Consider the following 17714-nt stretch of genomic DNA (forward strand, 5'->3'; position numbering starts at 1 on the left):
GTATACAAATATAAATTAAGTTAATATTTCATAACCATCTTCAGTAACCAGTATGGTGTGTTCCCACTGAGCAGATAACTTGTTATCTTCTGTAACGGCAGTCCAGTTATCATCTAACACAACAGTTTCCGGTACCCCTTCATTTATCATTGGTTCTACTGTAAATGTCATTCCTGGTAAGAGAATCATCCCTTCGCCTTTTTGTCCTATATGAGGTACAAAAGGTTCTTCATGAAATTCATTACCTACACCATGACCACCATAATCATAAACTACAGAATATCCTTTGCTAGTTGCAAGCTGATTTATAGCAAATCCTATGTCTCCTAAAGTATTAAAAGGTTTTATTTGCTCTATTCCTACCTTTAAGCACTCTTTAGCAGTTTGTACCAAATCTTTTGCTTTATCACTAACATTTCCCATGAGAAATGTTCTATTTGAATCACCATAATAACCATCTAGAATACAAGTTACATCAACATTAACTATATCACCATCTTTTATTATAGTTTCTTCGTCTGGTATACCATGACAAACCACACTATTTATAGATACACAGGTGCTCTTAGGAAAACCATGATATCCCAAAGGTGCTGGATATGCTCCATGGGATACTGTATATTCATGGACCCATCTATTTACTTCTTCTGTAGATATTCCTACTGTTATTTTTTCTTCTACCATATCTAGTATATCTTTAGTTAGAGCACAACTTTTTCTTATTCCATCTATATCCTTTTGAGATTTTATAATTTCTCTTGGTATTTTATATCCATACTGTTCACTTAACTTTTCTAAATACTTATCTTGCTCCATATGACACTTTTTGTATTTTAATCCACTTCCACACCAACAACTATCATTTCTATTTAATTTATCCATATTAACCTCCATCATAATTAACCTCTTACATTCATATATAAATCTATTACAAAATTACTCTATTTTATATACTATATGTTTTACTTCTATTATACCACTTATTCCTTCTTACCATATTTTAATAGTAAATAATAATAAAAAAGTTTTGTAGAAATACATCTACAAAACTTTAAACAATTAAAAATGATAAATATAAATATATCTTCCCTTTTTGTTCTTTAATAATTTTAAGTATTCGTATAAAGATACATGCTTTCTATTCAATGAATGCTGAGCTATGAATAAGTCATTTCTGTTTAATGCTACATTAAACTCTTTAGCATGTACTACTTGAGAATGATATATTTTTTTGTTACTGTCTGCATATTGTATAACATCACCTATCATAATATAAGTATATAGTTCATCAAACTTAGCTATTGCTTCTTCTACTGTTAACTCCTTAAATTCATCTGCCATATTATTTCCTTGGCCATCTTTGTTTCCCCAATATTTTCTAAAGTATTCCGCACTTCTCCATGTCAGGGAAACTTTCTTTAAAGCCATTGGATCTTTAGTATAACAAAACCAATCTGTAAACTTTCTATAATCTGACCCCTTCATTTTCATTCCGCCTGCTACTAAAACTTGACTTATAAAATTAGCACAGTCATTATCCTTAAATACAGGGTATTCTTTTACATTGGGAGTCTCTGCATAAGCTTCAGCATAAGCCTTTGCTCTCGCTCTATTATATACATAGTTTTTTCTATTGATTATCTCATCTTTAAGTTGGGATTTGCTTTTGATCCTTTTGATTATTTTAAGTAATCTTATACTCTTCATAATCAACCTCCCATCTTAAATAATAAAACTAATTAGGTTGTAATTTAACCTCTATAATACTTATATACTCACAATCTACTGATTTGTTTACTCTTCTCTTCCATTACCAACAAAAAATAGTGCTAATAATCCCGCTCCAGTATGACTACCTATAGTCGGTCCTAAATTATTAATTATACACTCCTTAACTCTTCCGCTTTTTCTACAGAACTCTTCTAACAACTTTGCATCTTCTACACAATCTCCATGAGAAATAGTTATTAGTTGTTCTTCTCCTATGCTTCTTTCCTCAAATTTTTTTACAAGCTCTAGCATAGCCTTTTTTCTACCTCTAACCTTACTAAGAGGTATTAGTTTCCCCTCATTATTCATATGAAGTACCGGTTTTACACTAAGTAAAGTTCCCACCGTTGCAGCAGAACTTGATACTCTTCCACCTCTTTTTAAATGCTTTAAATCATCTACTGTAAAGTAATGATTTATTTTTAGTTTTATTCCTTCCGCAAACTCAACTATTTCTTCTTTTGATTTATTTTCTTTCATCATATCATAAACCTTATATACTAGTAATCCTATTCCCATACTAGCAGATAATGTATCTATTATAGTTATATCACAATCTGGATATTCTTCTTTCACACTTAAAGACGCATTTATTGCATTATTTACAGTTCCTGATAACCCTGAAGATAGTCCTATATAAATAATTGCTTTTCCTTTTTTTACTATATTTTTAAAAGCTTCTTCAAATTTATATACATTAATCTGGGATGTAGTATACATATCTCCAGTTCTTAAACCATCATAAAACTCTTTAATATCCAAAGTCTGACCAAAATAATCCTCTATATCTCGGCCTTTGAAATTACACCCAATAGGTAGACCTACTATGTTGGGTTGATTTATAAATTCAATAGGTAAATCGCTACCAGAATCAACTACTAAAACTACTTTGTTATTCATATATCATATTCCTCTCATTTATAAATTTATATAGCTTTTACTACATTCATTTTATATACTTAATTTTAATTATGGTCTCTTCTATATTATAATAGCTAGTTCAATTATTCATTTAATTATATATTAACAAAATAAAATAAGACCAATTATTATTAGTATTATAATCATTTTACTATAAGTTAAAACAATTTACATCAATACTATATTATAATTAGTCATATATTACCATATTTTATTAGTTTATTCTATATATTTACCTAATTTTCTAAACTTATAATATCTCTTAGTCAATAAAGAGTCTACAGGTTCTTTACTTAATCTTTCTAATACTTCTTTTAAATTTGCTTTTATACTTAAAATCATTTTATTTGAATCTTCCTGTGCTCCTCCTTTAGGTTCTTTGATAACCCTATCAATAACTCCTAAACCTAATAAATCTGAAGATGTTATTTTCATTATTTCAGCTGCCTCTTTAGCTTTAGTAACATCTTTATATAAAATAGATGCAAATCCTTCTGGAGATAAAATTGAGTATATAGAATTCTCAAGCATCCATACCTCATCAGCAACAGCAAGAGCCAATGCTCCTCCACTTCCACCTTCTCCTATAATCATAGAAACTATAGGAACCTTTAAATTACTCATAGTCATAAGGTTTTTAGCAATTGCCTCTCCTATACCACGCTCTTCTGATTCTATTCCACAAAAGGCACCTGGAGTGTCTACAAAAATAATTACAGGTCTTTTAAATTTTTCTGCTTGGAGCATAAGTCTTAATGCTTTTCTATACCCCTCTGGCTTTGGCATTCCAAAATTTCTTTCTATATTTTCTTTAGTACTATTTCCCTTTTGTATTCCAATAACTGTAACACTCTTATTTTCAAATTTAGCTATACCACCTACTATGGCACTATCATCGCCATAGCCTCTATCACCTTTTAACTCTATAAAATCCTCAAATATACTATTAATATAGTTAAGTGCTGTAGGTCTCTTAATACTACGTGCTATACTTACCTTTTCCCACGAGCTAAACTTGTTATCCATCTACTTCCAACACCTCTATTCCTTGTATCTTCAATTCACATGTATTTTTATAATAGTACTAAGAGTACTCTTCATATCCTTCCTGTGTACAACTTTATCTACATAGCCCTTTTCCAAAAGAAATTCCGCTGTCTGAAAATTATCTGGTAGCTTTTGCTTTATTGTTTGCTCAATAACTCTTCGTCCTGCAAACCCAATAAGTGCATTAGGTTCAGCAAGTATTATATCTCCTATCATTGCAAAACTTGCTGTTACACCTCCAGTGGTTGGATCTGTTAGTACAGATATATATAGTAACCCCCTATCATTATGATAGGATAATGCTGCTGACGTTTTGGCCATTTGCATAAGAGAAAATATTCCTTCTTGCATTCTTGCTCCTCCAGAGCAAGTAAATATTACTATTGGAAGTTCCTCCTTTGTTGCTAATTCTATGGCTCGTGTAATCTTCTCTCCAACTACACTTCCCATACTTCCCATGAGAAAATTACTGTCCATAGCACATATAACTACAGTATTACCATCTATATTCCCTATACCTGCTATAACAGCCTCTTTCATATTAGTAACTCTTTGTATCTTACTTACCTTCTCCGTATATTCTGGAAAGTCTAAAGGATTGTCTGAAATCATATCTGCAAATAATTCTTTAAATGTTCCTTCATCGATTGTTTGCTTAATTCTTTCTCTTGCTGTAAGTCTAAAATGTCCTCCACAAGAATAACACACTTTTAAATTATTTATTAAATCTCCTCTATATATGGTATTACCGCATTTAGGACATCTAATCCACATTCCATCAGGTACTTGTGGTCTCCTTTTTATCTCACCCTCTTTATTGCTCGGTTTTACTTCTATATAAACATTTTTTTTAAATAATGACCTTAAATCTTTCATATAATTACCTCATTTAGATTTAAACTATTTAACTTTATTAAGATATGCTTCTAAGAACCCTGTATCAAAAGTTCCTTCTACAAAACTCTCATTAGTTAAAATATCAAGCTGAAGGTCTATGTTAGTACTAACTCCTTCTATTATGAATTCACTTAATGCTCTTTTCATTTTGCTTATAGCTTCTTCTCTATCTTTACCGTGAACTACAAGTTTACCAATCATTGAATCATAGCAGTGTGGAATTTTATATCCTTGATATACCGCAGAATCTAACCTAATCCCATTTCCACCAGGTACATATAAATTAGTTATTTCACCTGGACAAGGTCTAAAATTTTTATAAGGATCCTCCGCATTTATTCTACACTCAATAGAGTGACCTGTAATTTTTATATCTTCTTGTGAAAAACTTAACTTTTCTCCATAAGCTATCCTAATTTGTTCTTTTATTAAGTCAACTCCTGTTACCATTTCTGTTACAGGATGCTCTACCTGTATTCTAGTGTTCATCTCCATGAAATAGAACTTCTTATGCTTATCTACTAGAAATTCTATAGTTCCAGCATTTACATACCCTATAGATTTAGCTGCTTTAACTGCAGTCTCTCCCATTTTTTTTCTCATACTATCATCTATAAATACTGATGGTGCTTCTTCTAACACCTTTTGATTTTTTCTTTGTATAGAACATTCACGCTCACCTAGATATACTGTGTTTCCATAATTATCTGCTATGAGTTGTATTTCTATATGCCTTGGTTTTTCTATAAACTTTTCTATATACATCGAATCATCGTTAAATGAAACTTTCGCTTCTCTCTTTGCTGCATTAAAATCACTTATAAGCTGATTCTCATTATTTACAATCCTAATTCCTTTTCCTCCGCCTCCGCTAGAGGCCTTTATCATTACTGGATATCCTATTTCTTTAGCTATTACTATAGCTTCCTCTTCATTATTTATAATTCCCTTTGATCCTGGTACTACTGGTATATTAGCCTTTTCCATAAGTTCTCTGGCTTTTGATTTATTTCCCATATTGTTTATATTTTCTGCTGTGGGTCCTATAAATTTAATATTACACTCTTCACACATCTTGGCAAATCTACTATTTTCAGATAAAAATCCAAACCCTGGATGAATAGCCTCTGCACCTTTTAAAATAGTAGCATTTAATATATTATTTTCATTTAGATAACTATCCTTTGAGGCTGATGGTCCAATACAAACACACTCATCTGCCATTTGTGCATGCAAAGCTTCTCTATCACCTTCAGAATATACAGCTACAGTTTGTATTCCCATTTCTCTACAAGCCCTAATTATTCTAACTGCAATTTCTCCTCTATTAGCAATTAATATCTTTTTAAACATACGGCTACCTCTCTTACTTTTATACTCCTACTGCGAAGGTTAATTCACATTCACAAGCTACTACTCCATCAACTGTGGCAATTCCTTTACCAATACCCATTGGTCCTTTTATCTTTATAATTTCAACTTCTAGTTTTAATCTATCACCAGGTATAACTTTTCTCTTAAACCTAGCATTTTTTATCCCACCGAAGTAGGCTATCTTGCCTCTAAACTTTTCATCATAAAGTAATGCAATGGCACCAACTTGTGCAAGCGCTTCTACTATTATCACTCCAGGTAATACAGGTTCTTGCGGAAAATGACCTTGAAAAAAATATTCATTCATAGTTATATTTTTATATCCTACCGCTTTTTTCATTGGTTCTAAACCTTCTATTTGATCTACAAATAAAAATGGATATCTATGAGGTATTATTTCTTGTATCTCTTTTATATTGAGTTTTATTACATCACTTTCTATTGCATCCAACATTATTTATATTACCTCCTTTATATAATCTATATTTCTAAAGTTTTATAGCCATTATAGGCTGACCAAATTCTACTACATCTCCATTATTAACAAATATTTTAGCCACTGTTCCTTCAACTTCACATTCAATTTCATTCATCAATTTCATAGCTTCAATTATGCACAGAATTGACTCCTTTGATACTGAATCTCCTATTTTTATATAAGGTTCTCCATTTTCTGTAGGTGAAGAATAATATGTTCCTACCATAGGTGACTTAACTATAAAGCATTCTTCTAAATTACTCTCTTCAGTAATTATTTCTTCATGCTTTGTTGATATTACTGAAGTATTATCATTTGCATTATTAGTATGATTAACATACTCTATATCACATTTATCTGTGATTTTAGATTGATTTAATCCTCTAGCATCTTCATTATAAATAATTTTGCTAGAATCATTTTTGCTCATCCTTATTCTAAGTCCTGCTTCTTCTAGTTCTAATTCCTTAAGATCGGAATCATTTATTAATTTAATTAGCCTTTCAATTGCTTCATAATTCATAATTTATTCCTCCCATTTCTTAAATAAAAGTGTAGCATTATGACCACCAAATCCTAAGGAATTAGACAAAGCATATTTTAGTTCTGCTCTTCTTCCAATATTAGGAACATAATCTAAATCACAATCTTCATCCTTCTCTTCAAGACCAATAGTAGCTGGAATAAACCCTTCCTCTAAAGCTTTTATACATACAATTGATTCTATAGCACCTGATGCTCCCAATAAATGTCCTGTCATTGATTTTGTAGAACTAACTGGGATCTTATAGGCTTGCTCTTTAAATAAATTTTTAATAGCTATAGTTTCAAATTTATCATTATATGGAGTACTAGTTCCATGAGCATTAATATATGATATATCTTCTAAGCTTACATTTCCTTCTTCTATGGCAAGTTGCATAGCTCTTGCTGCCCCTTCTCCATCAGCACTAGGCTGAGTGATATGATAGGCATCACAAGTAGCTCCATATCCAATAACTTCACCATATATTTTTGCACCTCTTGCCTTTGCATGCTGGAGCTCTTCTAAAATTAAAACTCCTGCTCCTTCACCCATTACAAATCCACTTCTATTTTTATCAAAAGGAATAGATGCTTTTTTAGGATCCTCACTCTTACTTAAAGCCGTTAATGCAGTAAATCCAGCAAGACCTATTGATGTTATAGATGCCTCTGTCCCACCTGTAATCATCACTTCTGCTCTATTTGCCTTTATCATCTCAAAAGCTTCACCTATACTATTAGTTCCTGTAGCACAAGCTGTCACTACAGATAGGCATGGCCCTTTAGCACCATATTTAATAGCAACATTTCCTCCTGCCATATTCTCTATCATCATAGGAATTAAAAATGGTGATACCTTAGTTGTATCTCTTTCTAACATTCTTTTATATTCATTTTCTAATGTATCGAGTCCACCAATTCCTGAACTAATTAAAACACCTAATCTATATTTATCAATACTATCTAAATCTAAATTTGAAGATTTTACTGCCTCCTCTGCTGCTGCCATAGCAAGTTGACAATATCTATCCATCCTCTTAGCTTCTTTTCTATCAATAACCTCTGTAGGGTCAAAATCTTTAACCTCTGCCGCTATTTTAACTTTAAACTTTTCTACATCCATAGATTTTATAAAATCTATGCCACATTTACCATTCTTAACTCCATCCCAAAAGCTGTTAATATCATTACCAATAGGAGTTAATGCTCCCATACCTGTGATTACCACTCTTCTATTCACTTTATATGTCCTCCTTAAATAACTACATTACCATTCCGCCATCTACATTTATAACTTGACCTGTTATATAGTCTCCACCCTCTGATGCAAGAAAAACTACAGTCCTTGCTACATCTTCTACATTTCCAAATCTATTTAAAGGAATTAGTCCTAACATACCATCCTTTACTTTTTCACTTAATACATCTGTCATATCACTTTTTATAAATCCTGGTGCTACAGCATTTACAGTTATACCTCTAGCTCCTACTTCCTTAGCTATTGACTTAGTAAGTCCTATAACACCTGCTTTAGATGCTGCATAGTTTGCCTGCCCTGCATTCCCTACAACTCCTACTACAGAAGAAATATTTATAATCTTTCCACTTCTCTGTTTAAGCATGTGAGACACTGCACTCTTACAAGTATTAAATACACCCTTAAGATTTATATCTATAACCTTATCAAAGTGCTCTTCTTTCATTCTCATAATTAATCCATCTTTTGTTATTCCTGCATTATTAATTAATATGTCTATAGTTCCAAAAACTTTTACCGTTTCATCTATTAATTTTTTTCCTTCTTCGAAACTACTTATATCTCCTTTTACTAAAATAGCATTTCCTCCAAGACTTTTTATTTCCTCGGCAACTTTTTCTGCCTCTGCATCACTACTAACATAATTTATAACCACATTAGCTCCTTTTTTACCAAACTCTATAGCTATAGCTCTTCCTATACCTCTACTTCCTCCAGTAACTACCACATTCTTTCCTTTAAACATATATATATCCTCTCCTATACATGAGCTTCTTGTAAATATTTCAATGTACTATAAATTGATTCTTTATCCTCAACATTTAATATTTTTACATCTTTACTTATCTTCTTTACAAAACCACTAAGGGCTTTTCCTGGTCCAACTTCTATAAAAGTATTAATTCCCATATCAATCATATTTTCTATAGTCTTTTGCCATTTCACAGAAGATTTAACTTGAGCTTCTAACAACTGTCTAAGTTCCATTACGTTTTGTAAAACCTCTCCTGTAACATTAGGTATTACTTCTATATTGCTTTCATTAAAAGTTACCTCACTTAATACATCTCCTAATTTTTTAGATGCATTTTCCATTAATTCTGTATGAAATCCTCCACTTACTGGTAACTTAACAATTTTCTTAGCACCTTTAATTTTTAAACTTCTCATAGCTTCTTCTACTAAGAAATCCTCTCCTGAAATTACAATTTGAGAACTACAATTATAATTTGCTATACCTATTATTCCTTTATCACTAAGTTCATTACATACTTCTTCTATAATTTCTATTTTCCCACCAATGATAGCCGCCATGGAGCCGTTAGTTTTATCACTATCTTCCTTCATGAATATTCCTCTTTCTCTTACTACTCTTAATCCTTCTTCAAAATTCATAATTCCACTTGAGATTAAAGCAGAATATTCTCCAAGGCTCAATCCTGCAACAACCTTAGGATTTATTCCATGAAATTTTAAAATTTCAAATAATGCTATTGAAAGAGTTACTATAGCTACTTGATTATTTTCAGTAGAGGTTAGTTCTTCTATGGGACCATTGAAGCATAACTCACTTATATCTTTATTTAAAATTTTGTTAGCTTTTTCAAATACTTTCTTAGCTTCTAAGAATTCTTCATGTATTTCCTTTCCCATACCTACGTACTGACTTCCTTGGCCTGGGAAAATAAATGCGATATTTTTCATAGTTACCTCTCAACTTTAAAATTTATTTATCATGGATTTTAGTAATGTTTCAGTACCTTCTACAAAATCTTTAATTATTTCTTCACAACTTTCTTCCTTTTTTATTAAAGCTGCAATTTGACCTGCCATAATAGAACCATTATCTACATCACCGTCTATAACAGCCTTTTTAAGTCCACCAACCCCTAATTGTTCTAGCTCTTCAGCTGATGTACCTAACTTTTCAAGTCTTAAATATTCTCTAGATAATCTATTTCTAAGAACTCTTACAGGATGCCCAGTACTTCTACCTGTAACTACTGAATCTATATCCTTTGATTCTATTACCTTTTTTTTATAATTTTCATGAATAGTGCACTCATTCGCTGCTAGAAATCTAGTTCCTACTTGAAATCCATTAGCACCTAATGCTAATGCAGCCAACATTCCTCTAGAATCTCCTATACCACCAGCTGCTATAACAGGTATATTTACAGCATCTACAACCTGAGGAAGAAGTGCCATAGTTGTAAGTTCTCCTATGTGTCCACCAGCTTCACAACCTTCAGCAATTACCATATCTGCTCCACTTCGCTCCATTCGTTTTGCAAGCCCTGTTGAAGCTACTACTGGAATAACCTTAATATTATGATCTTTCCACATATTCATGTATTTACCTGGGTTTCCTGCACCTGTTGTAACAACCTTTACTCCTTCTTCACAAACAATCTTAGCAACCTCATCAGCATTATCACTAAGAAGCATTATGTTTACTCCAAAAGGTTTATCTGTAAGCTCTTTAGCTTTTCTTATTTCTAATCTAACATTTTCTGGAGAGTTATTTCCTGCCGCTATAATTCCAAGCCCTCCCGCATTTGATACGCTACTTGCTAATACACTATCTGCAATCCAAGCCATAGCCCCTTGAATTATTGGGTATTGTATTCCTAAAGCTTCACATATATCTGATTTGAACATATATACCTCCTATGGTTAAGGTCAGATAGATAGCTATCTGACCTTTTGTTTTAATTAACTTTGCTTTCTATATAGCTTGAAATATCTTGAACATTTTTTATGTTTTCTATATCCTCATTTGGAATTTCAATATCAAACTCTTCTTCTAAACTCATAACAATTTCAAATATTTCTAGAGAATCTATTCCTAAATCATCTGTAAAACTTGCTTGTATATTTAGTTCCTCTACCTCTACACCTAGTTCTTTTGCTATAACTTTTTTTACTCTTTCTAATACCATTTTTTATTCCTCCTATATATTTTAAATTATTTATTCCATTTTAACAGTGCACTACCATAGGTTAGTCCACCACCAAATCCTATAATTACTATGTTACTTCCTTGTTTGATTTGACCATTTTTATTTGCTTCATCTAAAGCTATTGGAATACTTGCACTAGATGTATTACCCTTTTTGTCTAAATTTATAATGAATCTAGATAAAGGTATATCAATTTTCTTACTAACACTTTCTATCATTCTTATATTTGCTTGATGTGGAAGTATAAAATCTATATCATCCTTTTTTATATTGCTTTTTTGAATAATTCTATTAAATTCCTCTTCCATAACCTTAACAGCAAACTTATAAATATCTTTTCCATTCATCTGAATCTTATTATTATTTATAACTTCCTTGGTACATATATTCTCCATAGGAAGTATGTCACAAGTAAGGGATTCACCTTTAGATCCTACACTTTTACAGTTGATATAACTTATATGCTCTTCAGAATCTTTTCCTATAACTACAGCTCCTGCTCCATCTCCAAATAATACACAAGTATTTCTATCTTCCCAATTTACGATTTTAGATAATACCTCTGCTCCAATTATTAAAGCTTTTGTAGCCCTACCTGTTTCTATATATCCCTTAGCTATATCTAACGCAAATATAAACCCACTACATGCAGCATTTATATCAAAAGCCATAGCATTTACAGCACCTATTTCCTTTTGTACATTACATGCAACTGATGGAATTAAACTATCTGGTGAAACTGTAGCCACTAAAATTAAATCAATTTCTTTACCATCTACATTACTATCCTCTAAAGCCTTTAGAGCTGACTTTATTGCTAATTCTGAAGTATCTTCTCCAGTAGAAATTCTTCTTTCCGCAATTCCAGTTCTCTCTCTAATCCAGCTATCTGAAGTATCTACAATATTCTCTATATCTTTATTGTAAACTATATTAGATGGTGTATAAGAACCTGTTCCTAGTATTCTTGAACCAATCACATTTATTCTCCTTTACTTATTTTTTAAGATTGTATTTTGACTTAAAGAAGCTATTTACTTTCTCTAGAGATCTTATTAGCACTTCTTCCTCTTCATCTGTTAAACCTTTTATAGTCTCACTAATCATGTCCTGATGAAATTTTTCATGAACTCTATATGCTAACTTTCCTTTTCTAGTAAGAGCTATCATTACAGATCTTCTATCTTCTTCTCCTCTTGTACGTTCTACATATCCTTTTTTTACAAGTTTCGTTATGGCTGTAGTTAAAGTACCTACTGTAATATTTAAATCATTTGCTACTTCCGTCATTGTTCTTGGATGATACATTCCTATAGCTTCAATAGTATGTATCTCTGTAACCGATAAATCTTTAAGTACTCCTTCTTGTAGAGCAGTTTGTTCAATCTCTAGAATATCATTAAATATAGTTACTAATAATTCATTTAATACGTATTTATTTGAATTTAAGGATTTCATTCTACTTTATTCTCCTTTTGTTTGACTTTCAAATAGTTTGATAATCAAAGTATATTACTAAAGAAAAACAAAGTCAATATATTTTTTTTACTTTTATTTTTACCAAAAATTTAACTTGTCACAATTTATTCATTTTTACCAAAAATAAAGTCTAGATAAATCTAGACTTTATTAAAAATTTAATATCCAATTATCCCTGTATATCCCAAAGGATCTATTGGAACTCCATCTACTCTTATCTCAAAATGTAGATGTGGACCTGTGCTATCTCCAGTATTACCAACTTCTGCTATAACTTGCCCTCTTAGAACCTGTTCACCTTCAGACACATTTAATTTGCTACAATGTGCATATACAGTCTGCAAGTTATCACTATGGTCGATTATTACTACTTTACCATACCCATCTGCCATCCCTGAAAAGCTCACTGTTCCATCTAATGCAGCTTGAATTTCAGTACCTGTATTAGCAGCCAAATCAATTCCCTTATGATAATATCCTTCTCTCTTCTCACCAAAAGTGGAAGTTAGTATACCTTTTATAGGTGTTGTTATTGAATTGTGTAAAAAAACCTCTCTATTTATTTGGGTATTCCCCCTACTAAGAGGCGTAAAAGCAACTTGCGAATTATTAGTCTTTTGTATATATTTAACCTGATTTTCTTTTGTAACTGTAAAGTTAATTAAACTGTTATCATTTGTATTATTGTATCCTATTATTTTATTAGAAATTTCACTTTCACTTAAAACATCTTCTTTATTACAAATTATTTTTTCATATACTATCTTATTATTTACAGCAATATCTTTAACATTATCTATATTACATGTATCTATATAGATATCTCTTACTTTATTAAGAGCATTGTTACCTGTGGCTTCATCAGCAACTATGCCAATTTCTACACCATCTGATTTCATAACTACTGCCTTTATTTTTTCATTCGCTTTTACATTTTCTTTTGCTTCTACCGGATTCATGGTAATCATAGTTAAAATACATAAGAGTGATACACATACTATGACTAATTCTCGTAGTATATTTTTCATCATTGTATTACCTCCCTACTACAATGATAATATACCCCATTGAAATTATTTTAAACATAATGTACAAAACAATAGTCAATTTTATTATTAATAAAATATTAATTTTATATACTAATATCTATACATTTATTAATTATTAAATTTTACTTTTAATAGGTTTACTATATGATATACTAAGGTTATAATATAATTCTTAATTGAAACTTATTCTAAAAGGTTATAAAAATAGAGCAATAAGATATAACTTATATAACAAATAAATAATTTATTTACTTATATATAATTATAACCTTAGTTTTCAACAAGAGTTTAATGTAATGCTATTACATTACGATAACATGGAAAGGTTGAGATTTTATGAGTACTTTTATGTTTAAAACCAAAAATTTAGATTATACTCCCGTAAGCAATGTGTTTATAGATAACTTCATGGCAAAGGCTAGAGGCGAGTATATAAAAGTTTATTTACTTGGTCTTAAATATTGTGTTAGTGGAGAAATCGGTGTAAACTCAACTCTTATAGCTTCAGCTCTATCCTTATTAGAAACTGACGTAATAAATGCTTGGAATTATTGGAATGACGAAGGTGTTATAAGATTAGTTCCCATAGATAATATGGGAAATTATAATATAGAATTCTTAGAACTAACTAAGGCTCCCGATAACGGAAAATCTGTGAATTTATTAAAAGAACTAGATAATTCTATGGTTAAAGATATGTTGCAAGATATAGAAAGATTATTAGCACGTCCACTTTCGCCCAAAGAAATGACTACTTATCTCGGATGGCAAAACGACTTTAATTTTTCTCCTGAAATTATACTTTTACTTATAGAATATTGTGTTTCTAAAGGAAAATCTGACTATAGATATATTGAGAAAATAGCTGTATCTTGGAGTGATAACAATATAACTAGTATAGACGAAGCACAAGACTTTATAAAAAAGCATGAGGATAAATGGATTAATATAAGAAAAATCTTAACTTATTTAGGTCTGAAAAATGGTGATGTTATGAAACCTCAAGAAGAGCTTTTGGAAAAATGGTTAAATGTATATAATTTTTCTTTAGAAATTATATATAAAGCTTGTGACATTTGCTTTGAAAGACTAAATAGAGCCGACTTTAAATATATTGATGGTATACTTAATAGTTGGTTTAAAGACAAAATTAAAACTCTTCAAGATATTGAGTTAAAAGACAAGAAAAAAATTAATTTTAAACCTATTGTTAATGAAGTTTCAAATACCAATACAAAAAAAGGCAAAGGTAAATTTCATAGTTACGATCAAAGGACCTATGATTTTGAAGATTTAGAAAGAAAACTTTTAGGATGGGATAATAATGACTAATAAATATCATTTAGAAATTATGAAACTTTATGATAAAATAAAGGAAAATCAAAAAAATGCTTTAGAATTAAGAAAATCAGAAGTAAAAAAACGTGTTCCTGAAATAGATGATATTGAAAATCATATAGGGAAGCTATGTATTAAGGTTTCCCTAGCCGCCTTTCAGGATGCGCCTAATAGAGAACAACATTTAAAAGAACTAAAGGAAAATATAACTAATTTAAGAGTTAAAAAGACTGAGTTACTGGTATCAAACGGTTATCCTTTAGATTATCTAGATATTCATTATAATTGTAATAAATGTAATGATACTGGATTTATAGGATTACAAAAATGTAGTTGCTATAAACAAAAACTTAATAGTTTTTATTATAGAAATAGTGATTTATTCATAGTTTCTGATGATCATAATTTTGCTAATTTTAATATGGACTTCTATAGTGATAAAAGAATTGGCCGTGAAAAATATAGTCCAAAGGAAAATATGAAAAGCATTGTAAATCAATGTTTTAGATATATAGCAAACTTTGAGTCAACATTAGAAAATCTTCTTTTTTATGGTAATCCAGGCACTGGAAAAACCTTTTTATCTCACTGTATCGCAAAAGAATTAATAGATAATGGATATTTTATAGTGTATAAGACTTCTGAAGAATTGATTAAAAACTTAAAAGATATAAGATTTAATAACAATTCAACTCTAGAAGATCACCTAATTAATTGTGATTTACTTATAATAGATGACTTAGGTACAGAAGTATCCTCAGAATTTGCTATATCTGAGTTATTTAACCTACTAAATACAAAGCTTCTAAGAAATAAAAAAATGTTAATATCTAGTAACTTTTCTTTAGATGAATTATTATCTATCTATTCAGAACGTATTACCTCTAGACTTTTTGGTAATTTTTCTTTGTTTAAGTTTTATGGTGATGATATAAGGCTTCAAAAAAATTTAAATAGTAAAGCATCCTCTAAATAATTTCATTTGATCAAAGGCATCCTAACTTATACTTATATTAAGTTAGGATGTTTTTTTATTTAGAAGAATCATAAAGGCCTCCCATCATTAAAAAATCTTCTGCTTTTTCATCTTCTAAGCCCCTTTTATTATTTGAGCTTATAAAGGTAGATCTTATTATGGATGAATCTCCATACTTTTCTCTTATCTTATCTATAGTACTATCTAAGTTTCTTTGTTTATCTATTTTTTCATCATCAAATAAAGATTTTTGATATATACTATTATCACTCAACTTAGTTACTCTGACTCCTAATAATCTTATGGGTTCTCTACGCCACATCTCCTTAAATATTACTTTCACTAATTTAAAAATTTCTTCAGTCGAATCTGTTGGGGTTAAAAACTTTTTCTGATGAGAATAAGTTGTAAATATATTCGACTTTATTGATACAACTACAATACCACATAAAGACTTATTAGCTCTAAGTCTCTTAGCTACGCTTTCAGTAAGTGACAATAATACTTTTAAAGCTTCATCTGTACTTAATATATCCTTGCTTGTAGTAGTTGAATTTCCTATGCCTTTTACATCCACATAATTATCACAGTTTATGGGTGAATTATCTATTCCATTGGCATATTCATAAATTATATTTGCATAGCTCTTAAATATATTTCTTAAAATGCTCAAATTATAATTTGCTAAATCTCCAATTGTAAATATATTTAAATCTATAAGCTTTTTTTCTGCTGCTTTTCCAACCATAAATAAATCGCCTACTTTAAGTGGCCACATCTTTATTTTTATTTCTTCTTTAAATAATGTATGGATAGAATTCTTCTTAGAAAAATCACTAGCCATCTTAGCTAATAACTTATTATTTCCTATTCCTATATTTACTGTAAAACCCAAGTCTTCTTCTATTTTTCTTTTAATCTCCTTAGCCTTTTCCATGTAGTCATATTTAAAATGACTTGCTTCCATAAAAACTTCATCTATAGAATACCTTTCAATAAAATCAGAATATGGCTCTAACAATTTATACATATCATTACTAAACCTTGTATATAGTTTATGTTCTGGTGGATAAACTTTTAATTGAGGGTACTTTTTCAACGCAGCTACTATAGGTTCTCCGGTTATTATATTAAATTTCTTAGCTGGAATTGATTTTGCTAAAACTACTCCTCTTCTATCTTCTATACTTCCACCTATTATAGAAGGAATTTTTCTTATATCTATTTCACTTTCTCCACATTTTAATAAATTTATAGCTGTCCATGATAGAAATGCAGAGTTAACATCTATGTGAAATATTATTCTCTCGGACTTATTCTCCACAAATATCACATCCTCAAAATTAACTTATATTCTTATTTTAACGAACAAATATTCGTTTGTAAAGATATAATTATATACCTTTATGACAATAATTTATTTTAAATTAAAATATATCCTTAATATTTATATATTTAATTTTTATGTATTTAATTATTTTTTACTTATGTATTAATTCAAAAAATAAAAAAAGACTCTGAATTAATTCAGAATCTTTGGAGCTGGCAATAGGAATCGAACCTACAACCTGCTGATTACAAATCAGCTGCTCTACCGTTGAGCCATGCCAGCATAAGTGGCGACCCAGAAGGGACTCGA

Annotated in this window: 19 protein-coding genes and 1 tRNA gene; 2 read left to right on the forward strand and 18 right to left on the reverse strand. The window is 30.2% G+C overall.

Going from position 1 to position 17714, the window contains the following annotated elements:
- Positions 1-15 precede the first annotated feature (15 nt).
- The 16 genes from map to B2S02_RS11740 form a co-directional block, all read right to left on the reverse strand.
- The gene (gene map / locus B2S02_RS11665; protein ID WP_346849194.1) at positions 16-882 is read right to left on the reverse strand and encodes a type I methionyl aminopeptidase; all 867 of its coding nucleotides are present in this window, start codon (positions 880-882) and stop codon (positions 16-18) included.
- Positions 883-1059: 177 nt separating this feature from the next.
- Entirely contained in the window at positions 1060-1707 is a 648-nt protein-coding gene (locus B2S02_RS11670; RefSeq protein ID WP_346879051.1) for an amidase domain-containing protein, read from the reverse strand.
- A gap of 87 nt (positions 1708-1794) precedes the next feature.
- Complete coding sequence (locus B2S02_RS11675; RefSeq protein WP_346920737.1) at positions 1795-2670, reverse strand: DegV family protein; 876 nt, start codon at positions 2668-2670, stop codon at positions 1795-1797.
- A 240-nt stretch (positions 2671-2910) separates the two neighbouring features.
- On the reverse strand, positions 2911-3717 hold the full coding sequence (locus tag B2S02_RS11680) for an acetyl-CoA carboxylase carboxyltransferase subunit alpha (RefSeq protein WP_035134571.1): 807 nt from the start codon (positions 3715-3717) through the stop codon (positions 2911-2913).
- Between the two features lie 30 nt (positions 3718-3747).
- Positions 3748-4614 carry an acetyl-CoA carboxylase, carboxyltransferase subunit beta gene (accD, locus tag B2S02_RS11685; RefSeq protein WP_346849191.1) on the reverse strand — a complete coding sequence of 289 codons (867 nt, stop codon included), beginning with the start codon at positions 4612-4614 and terminating at the stop codon, positions 3748-3750.
- A 24-nt stretch (positions 4615-4638) separates the two neighbouring features.
- Positions 4639-5988, reverse strand: coding sequence for an acetyl-CoA carboxylase biotin carboxylase subunit (locus B2S02_RS11690; protein ID WP_035134569.1), 1350 nt, complete (start codon positions 5986-5988; stop codon positions 4639-4641).
- 19 nt (positions 5989-6007) lie between these two features.
- Positions 6008-6436: a 3-hydroxyacyl-ACP dehydratase FabZ gene (gene fabZ / locus B2S02_RS11695; RefSeq protein ID WP_414632261.1), complete on the reverse strand. Its 429-nt coding sequence runs from the start codon at positions 6434-6436 to the stop codon at positions 6008-6010.
- 61 nt (positions 6437-6497) lie between these two features.
- The gene (gene accB, locus B2S02_RS11700; protein ID WP_346849189.1) at positions 6498-7010 is read right to left on the reverse strand and encodes an acetyl-CoA carboxylase biotin carboxyl carrier protein; all 513 of its coding nucleotides are present in this window, start codon (positions 7008-7010) and stop codon (positions 6498-6500) included.
- 3 nt (positions 7011-7013) lie between these two features.
- Entirely contained in the window at positions 7014-8252 is a 1239-nt protein-coding gene (gene fabF, locus B2S02_RS11705) for a beta-ketoacyl-ACP synthase II (RefSeq protein WP_346849188.1), read from the reverse strand.
- 22 nt (positions 8253-8274) lie between these two features.
- On the reverse strand, positions 8275-9015 hold the full coding sequence (gene fabG / locus B2S02_RS11710; RefSeq protein WP_346849187.1) for a 3-oxoacyl-[acyl-carrier-protein] reductase: 741 nt from the start codon (positions 9013-9015) through the stop codon (positions 8275-8277).
- Positions 9016-9029: 14 nt separating this feature from the next.
- Positions 9030-9974 (reverse strand): ACP S-malonyltransferase, encoded by a 945-nt coding sequence (gene fabD / locus B2S02_RS11715; protein ID WP_346849186.1) that lies wholly within the window; start codon positions 9972-9974, stop codon positions 9030-9032.
- 15 nt (positions 9975-9989) lie between these two features.
- On the reverse strand, positions 9990-10931 hold the full coding sequence (gene fabK, locus B2S02_RS11720; RefSeq protein ID WP_346849185.1) for an enoyl-[acyl-carrier-protein] reductase FabK: 942 nt from the start codon (positions 10929-10931) through the stop codon (positions 9990-9992).
- Positions 10932-10981: 50 nt separating this feature from the next.
- The gene (gene acpP / locus B2S02_RS11725) at positions 10982-11212 is read right to left on the reverse strand and encodes an acyl carrier protein (RefSeq protein ID WP_035134562.1); all 231 of its coding nucleotides are present in this window, start codon (positions 11210-11212) and stop codon (positions 10982-10984) included.
- Between the two features lie 26 nt (positions 11213-11238).
- Positions 11239-12213, reverse strand: a complete 975-nt coding sequence (locus B2S02_RS11730; RefSeq protein WP_346849184.1) for a beta-ketoacyl-ACP synthase III — start codon at positions 12211-12213, stop codon at positions 11239-11241.
- A 16-nt stretch (positions 12214-12229) separates the two neighbouring features.
- Complete coding sequence (locus tag B2S02_RS11735) at positions 12230-12691, reverse strand: MarR family winged helix-turn-helix transcriptional regulator (protein WP_035134559.1); 462 nt, start codon at positions 12689-12691, stop codon at positions 12230-12232.
- Positions 12692-12870: 179 nt separating this feature from the next.
- The gene (locus B2S02_RS11740; protein ID WP_346876262.1) at positions 12871-13743 is read right to left on the reverse strand and encodes a M23 family metallopeptidase; all 873 of its coding nucleotides are present in this window, start codon (positions 13741-13743) and stop codon (positions 12871-12873) included.
- A 354-nt stretch (positions 13744-14097) separates the two neighbouring features.
- Here B2S02_RS11740 and B2S02_RS11745 point away from each other — a divergent pair, with 354 nt between their 5' ends.
- Both B2S02_RS11745 and B2S02_RS11750 read left to right on the forward strand, forming a co-directional pair.
- Positions 14098-15093, forward strand: coding sequence for a DnaD domain protein (locus tag B2S02_RS11745; RefSeq protein ID WP_346849182.1), 996 nt, complete (start codon positions 14098-14100; stop codon positions 15091-15093).
- Complete coding sequence (locus tag B2S02_RS11750) at positions 15086-16075, forward strand: ATP-binding protein (protein WP_346849181.1); 990 nt, start codon at positions 15086-15088, stop codon at positions 16073-16075. Before B2S02_RS11745 ends, B2S02_RS11750 begins: the two co-directional genes overlap by 8 nt.
- A 55-nt stretch (positions 16076-16130) precedes the next feature.
- Here the strand turns inward: B2S02_RS11750 and B2S02_RS11755 are convergent, their stop codons facing one another.
- Both B2S02_RS11755 and B2S02_RS11760 read right to left on the reverse strand, forming a co-directional pair.
- Positions 16131-17399 (reverse strand): DNA polymerase IV, encoded by a 1269-nt coding sequence (locus B2S02_RS11755; protein ID WP_346849180.1) that lies wholly within the window; start codon positions 17397-17399, stop codon positions 16131-16133.
- Positions 17400-17612: 213 nt separating this feature from the next.
- Positions 17613-17687, reverse strand: a tRNA-Thr gene (locus tag B2S02_RS11760).
- Positions 17688-17714: the final 27 nt, after the last annotated feature.

The organism is Clostridium sp. UBA7339, from assembly GCF_002470865.1.
Taxonomy (GTDB): Bacteria; Bacillota; Clostridia; order Clostridiales; family Clostridiaceae; genus Clostridium_J; species Clostridium_J sulfidigenes.

What these genes read in the sequence shown, in the direction of transcription:
- fabK (WP_346849185.1), bottom strand. Translation starts at nt 10,931, where the DNA reads ATGTTCAAATCAGATATATGTGAAGCTTTAGGAATACAATACCCAATA.
- accD (WP_346849191.1), bottom strand. Translation starts at nt 4,614, where the DNA reads ATGAAAGATTTAAGGTCATTATTTAAAAAAAATGTTTATATAGAAGTA.
- fabG (WP_346849187.1), bottom strand. Translation starts at nt 9,015, where the DNA reads ATGTTTAAAGGAAAGAATGTGGTAGTTACTGGAGGAAGTAGAGGTATA.
- B2S02_RS11690 (WP_035134569.1), bottom strand. Translation starts at nt 5,988, where the DNA reads ATGTTTAAAAAGATATTAATTGCTAATAGAGGAGAAATTGCAGTTAGA.
- B2S02_RS11745 (WP_346849182.1), top strand. Translation starts at nt 14,098, where the DNA reads ATGAGTACTTTTATGTTTAAAACCAAAAATTTAGATTATACTCCCGTA.
- B2S02_RS11675 (WP_346920737.1), bottom strand. Translation starts at nt 2,670, where the DNA reads ATGAATAACAAAGTAGTTTTAGTAGTTGATTCTGGTAGCGATTTACCT.
- B2S02_RS11735 (WP_035134559.1), bottom strand. Translation starts at nt 12,691, where the DNA reads ATGAAATCCTTAAATTCAAATAAATACGTATTAAATGAATTATTAGTA.
- B2S02_RS11740 (WP_346876262.1), bottom strand. Translation starts at nt 13,743, where the DNA reads ATGATGAAAAATATACTACGAGAATTAGTCATAGTATGTGTATCACTC.
- fabD (WP_346849186.1), bottom strand. Translation starts at nt 9,974, where the DNA reads ATGAAAAATATCGCATTTATTTTCCCAGGCCAAGGAAGTCAGTACGTA.
- accB (WP_346849189.1), bottom strand. Translation starts at nt 7,010, where the DNA reads ATGAATTATGAAGCAATTGAAAGGCTAATTAAATTAATAAATGATTCC.
- B2S02_RS11680 (WP_035134571.1), bottom strand. Translation starts at nt 3,717, where the DNA reads ATGGATAACAAGTTTAGCTCGTGGGAAAAGGTAAGTATAGCACGTAGT.
- B2S02_RS11670 (WP_346879051.1), bottom strand. Translation starts at nt 1,707, where the DNA reads ATGAAGAGTATAAGATTACTTAAAATAATCAAAAGGATCAAAAGCAAA.
- B2S02_RS11750 (WP_346849181.1), top strand. Translation starts at nt 15,086, where the DNA reads ATGACTAATAAATATCATTTAGAAATTATGAAACTTTATGATAAAATA.
- acpP (WP_035134562.1), bottom strand. Translation starts at nt 11,212, where the DNA reads ATGGTATTAGAAAGAGTAAAAAAAGTTATAGCAAAAGAACTAGGTGTA.
- map (WP_346849194.1), bottom strand. Translation starts at nt 882, where the DNA reads ATGGATAAATTAAATAGAAATGATAGTTGTTGGTGTGGAAGTGGATTA.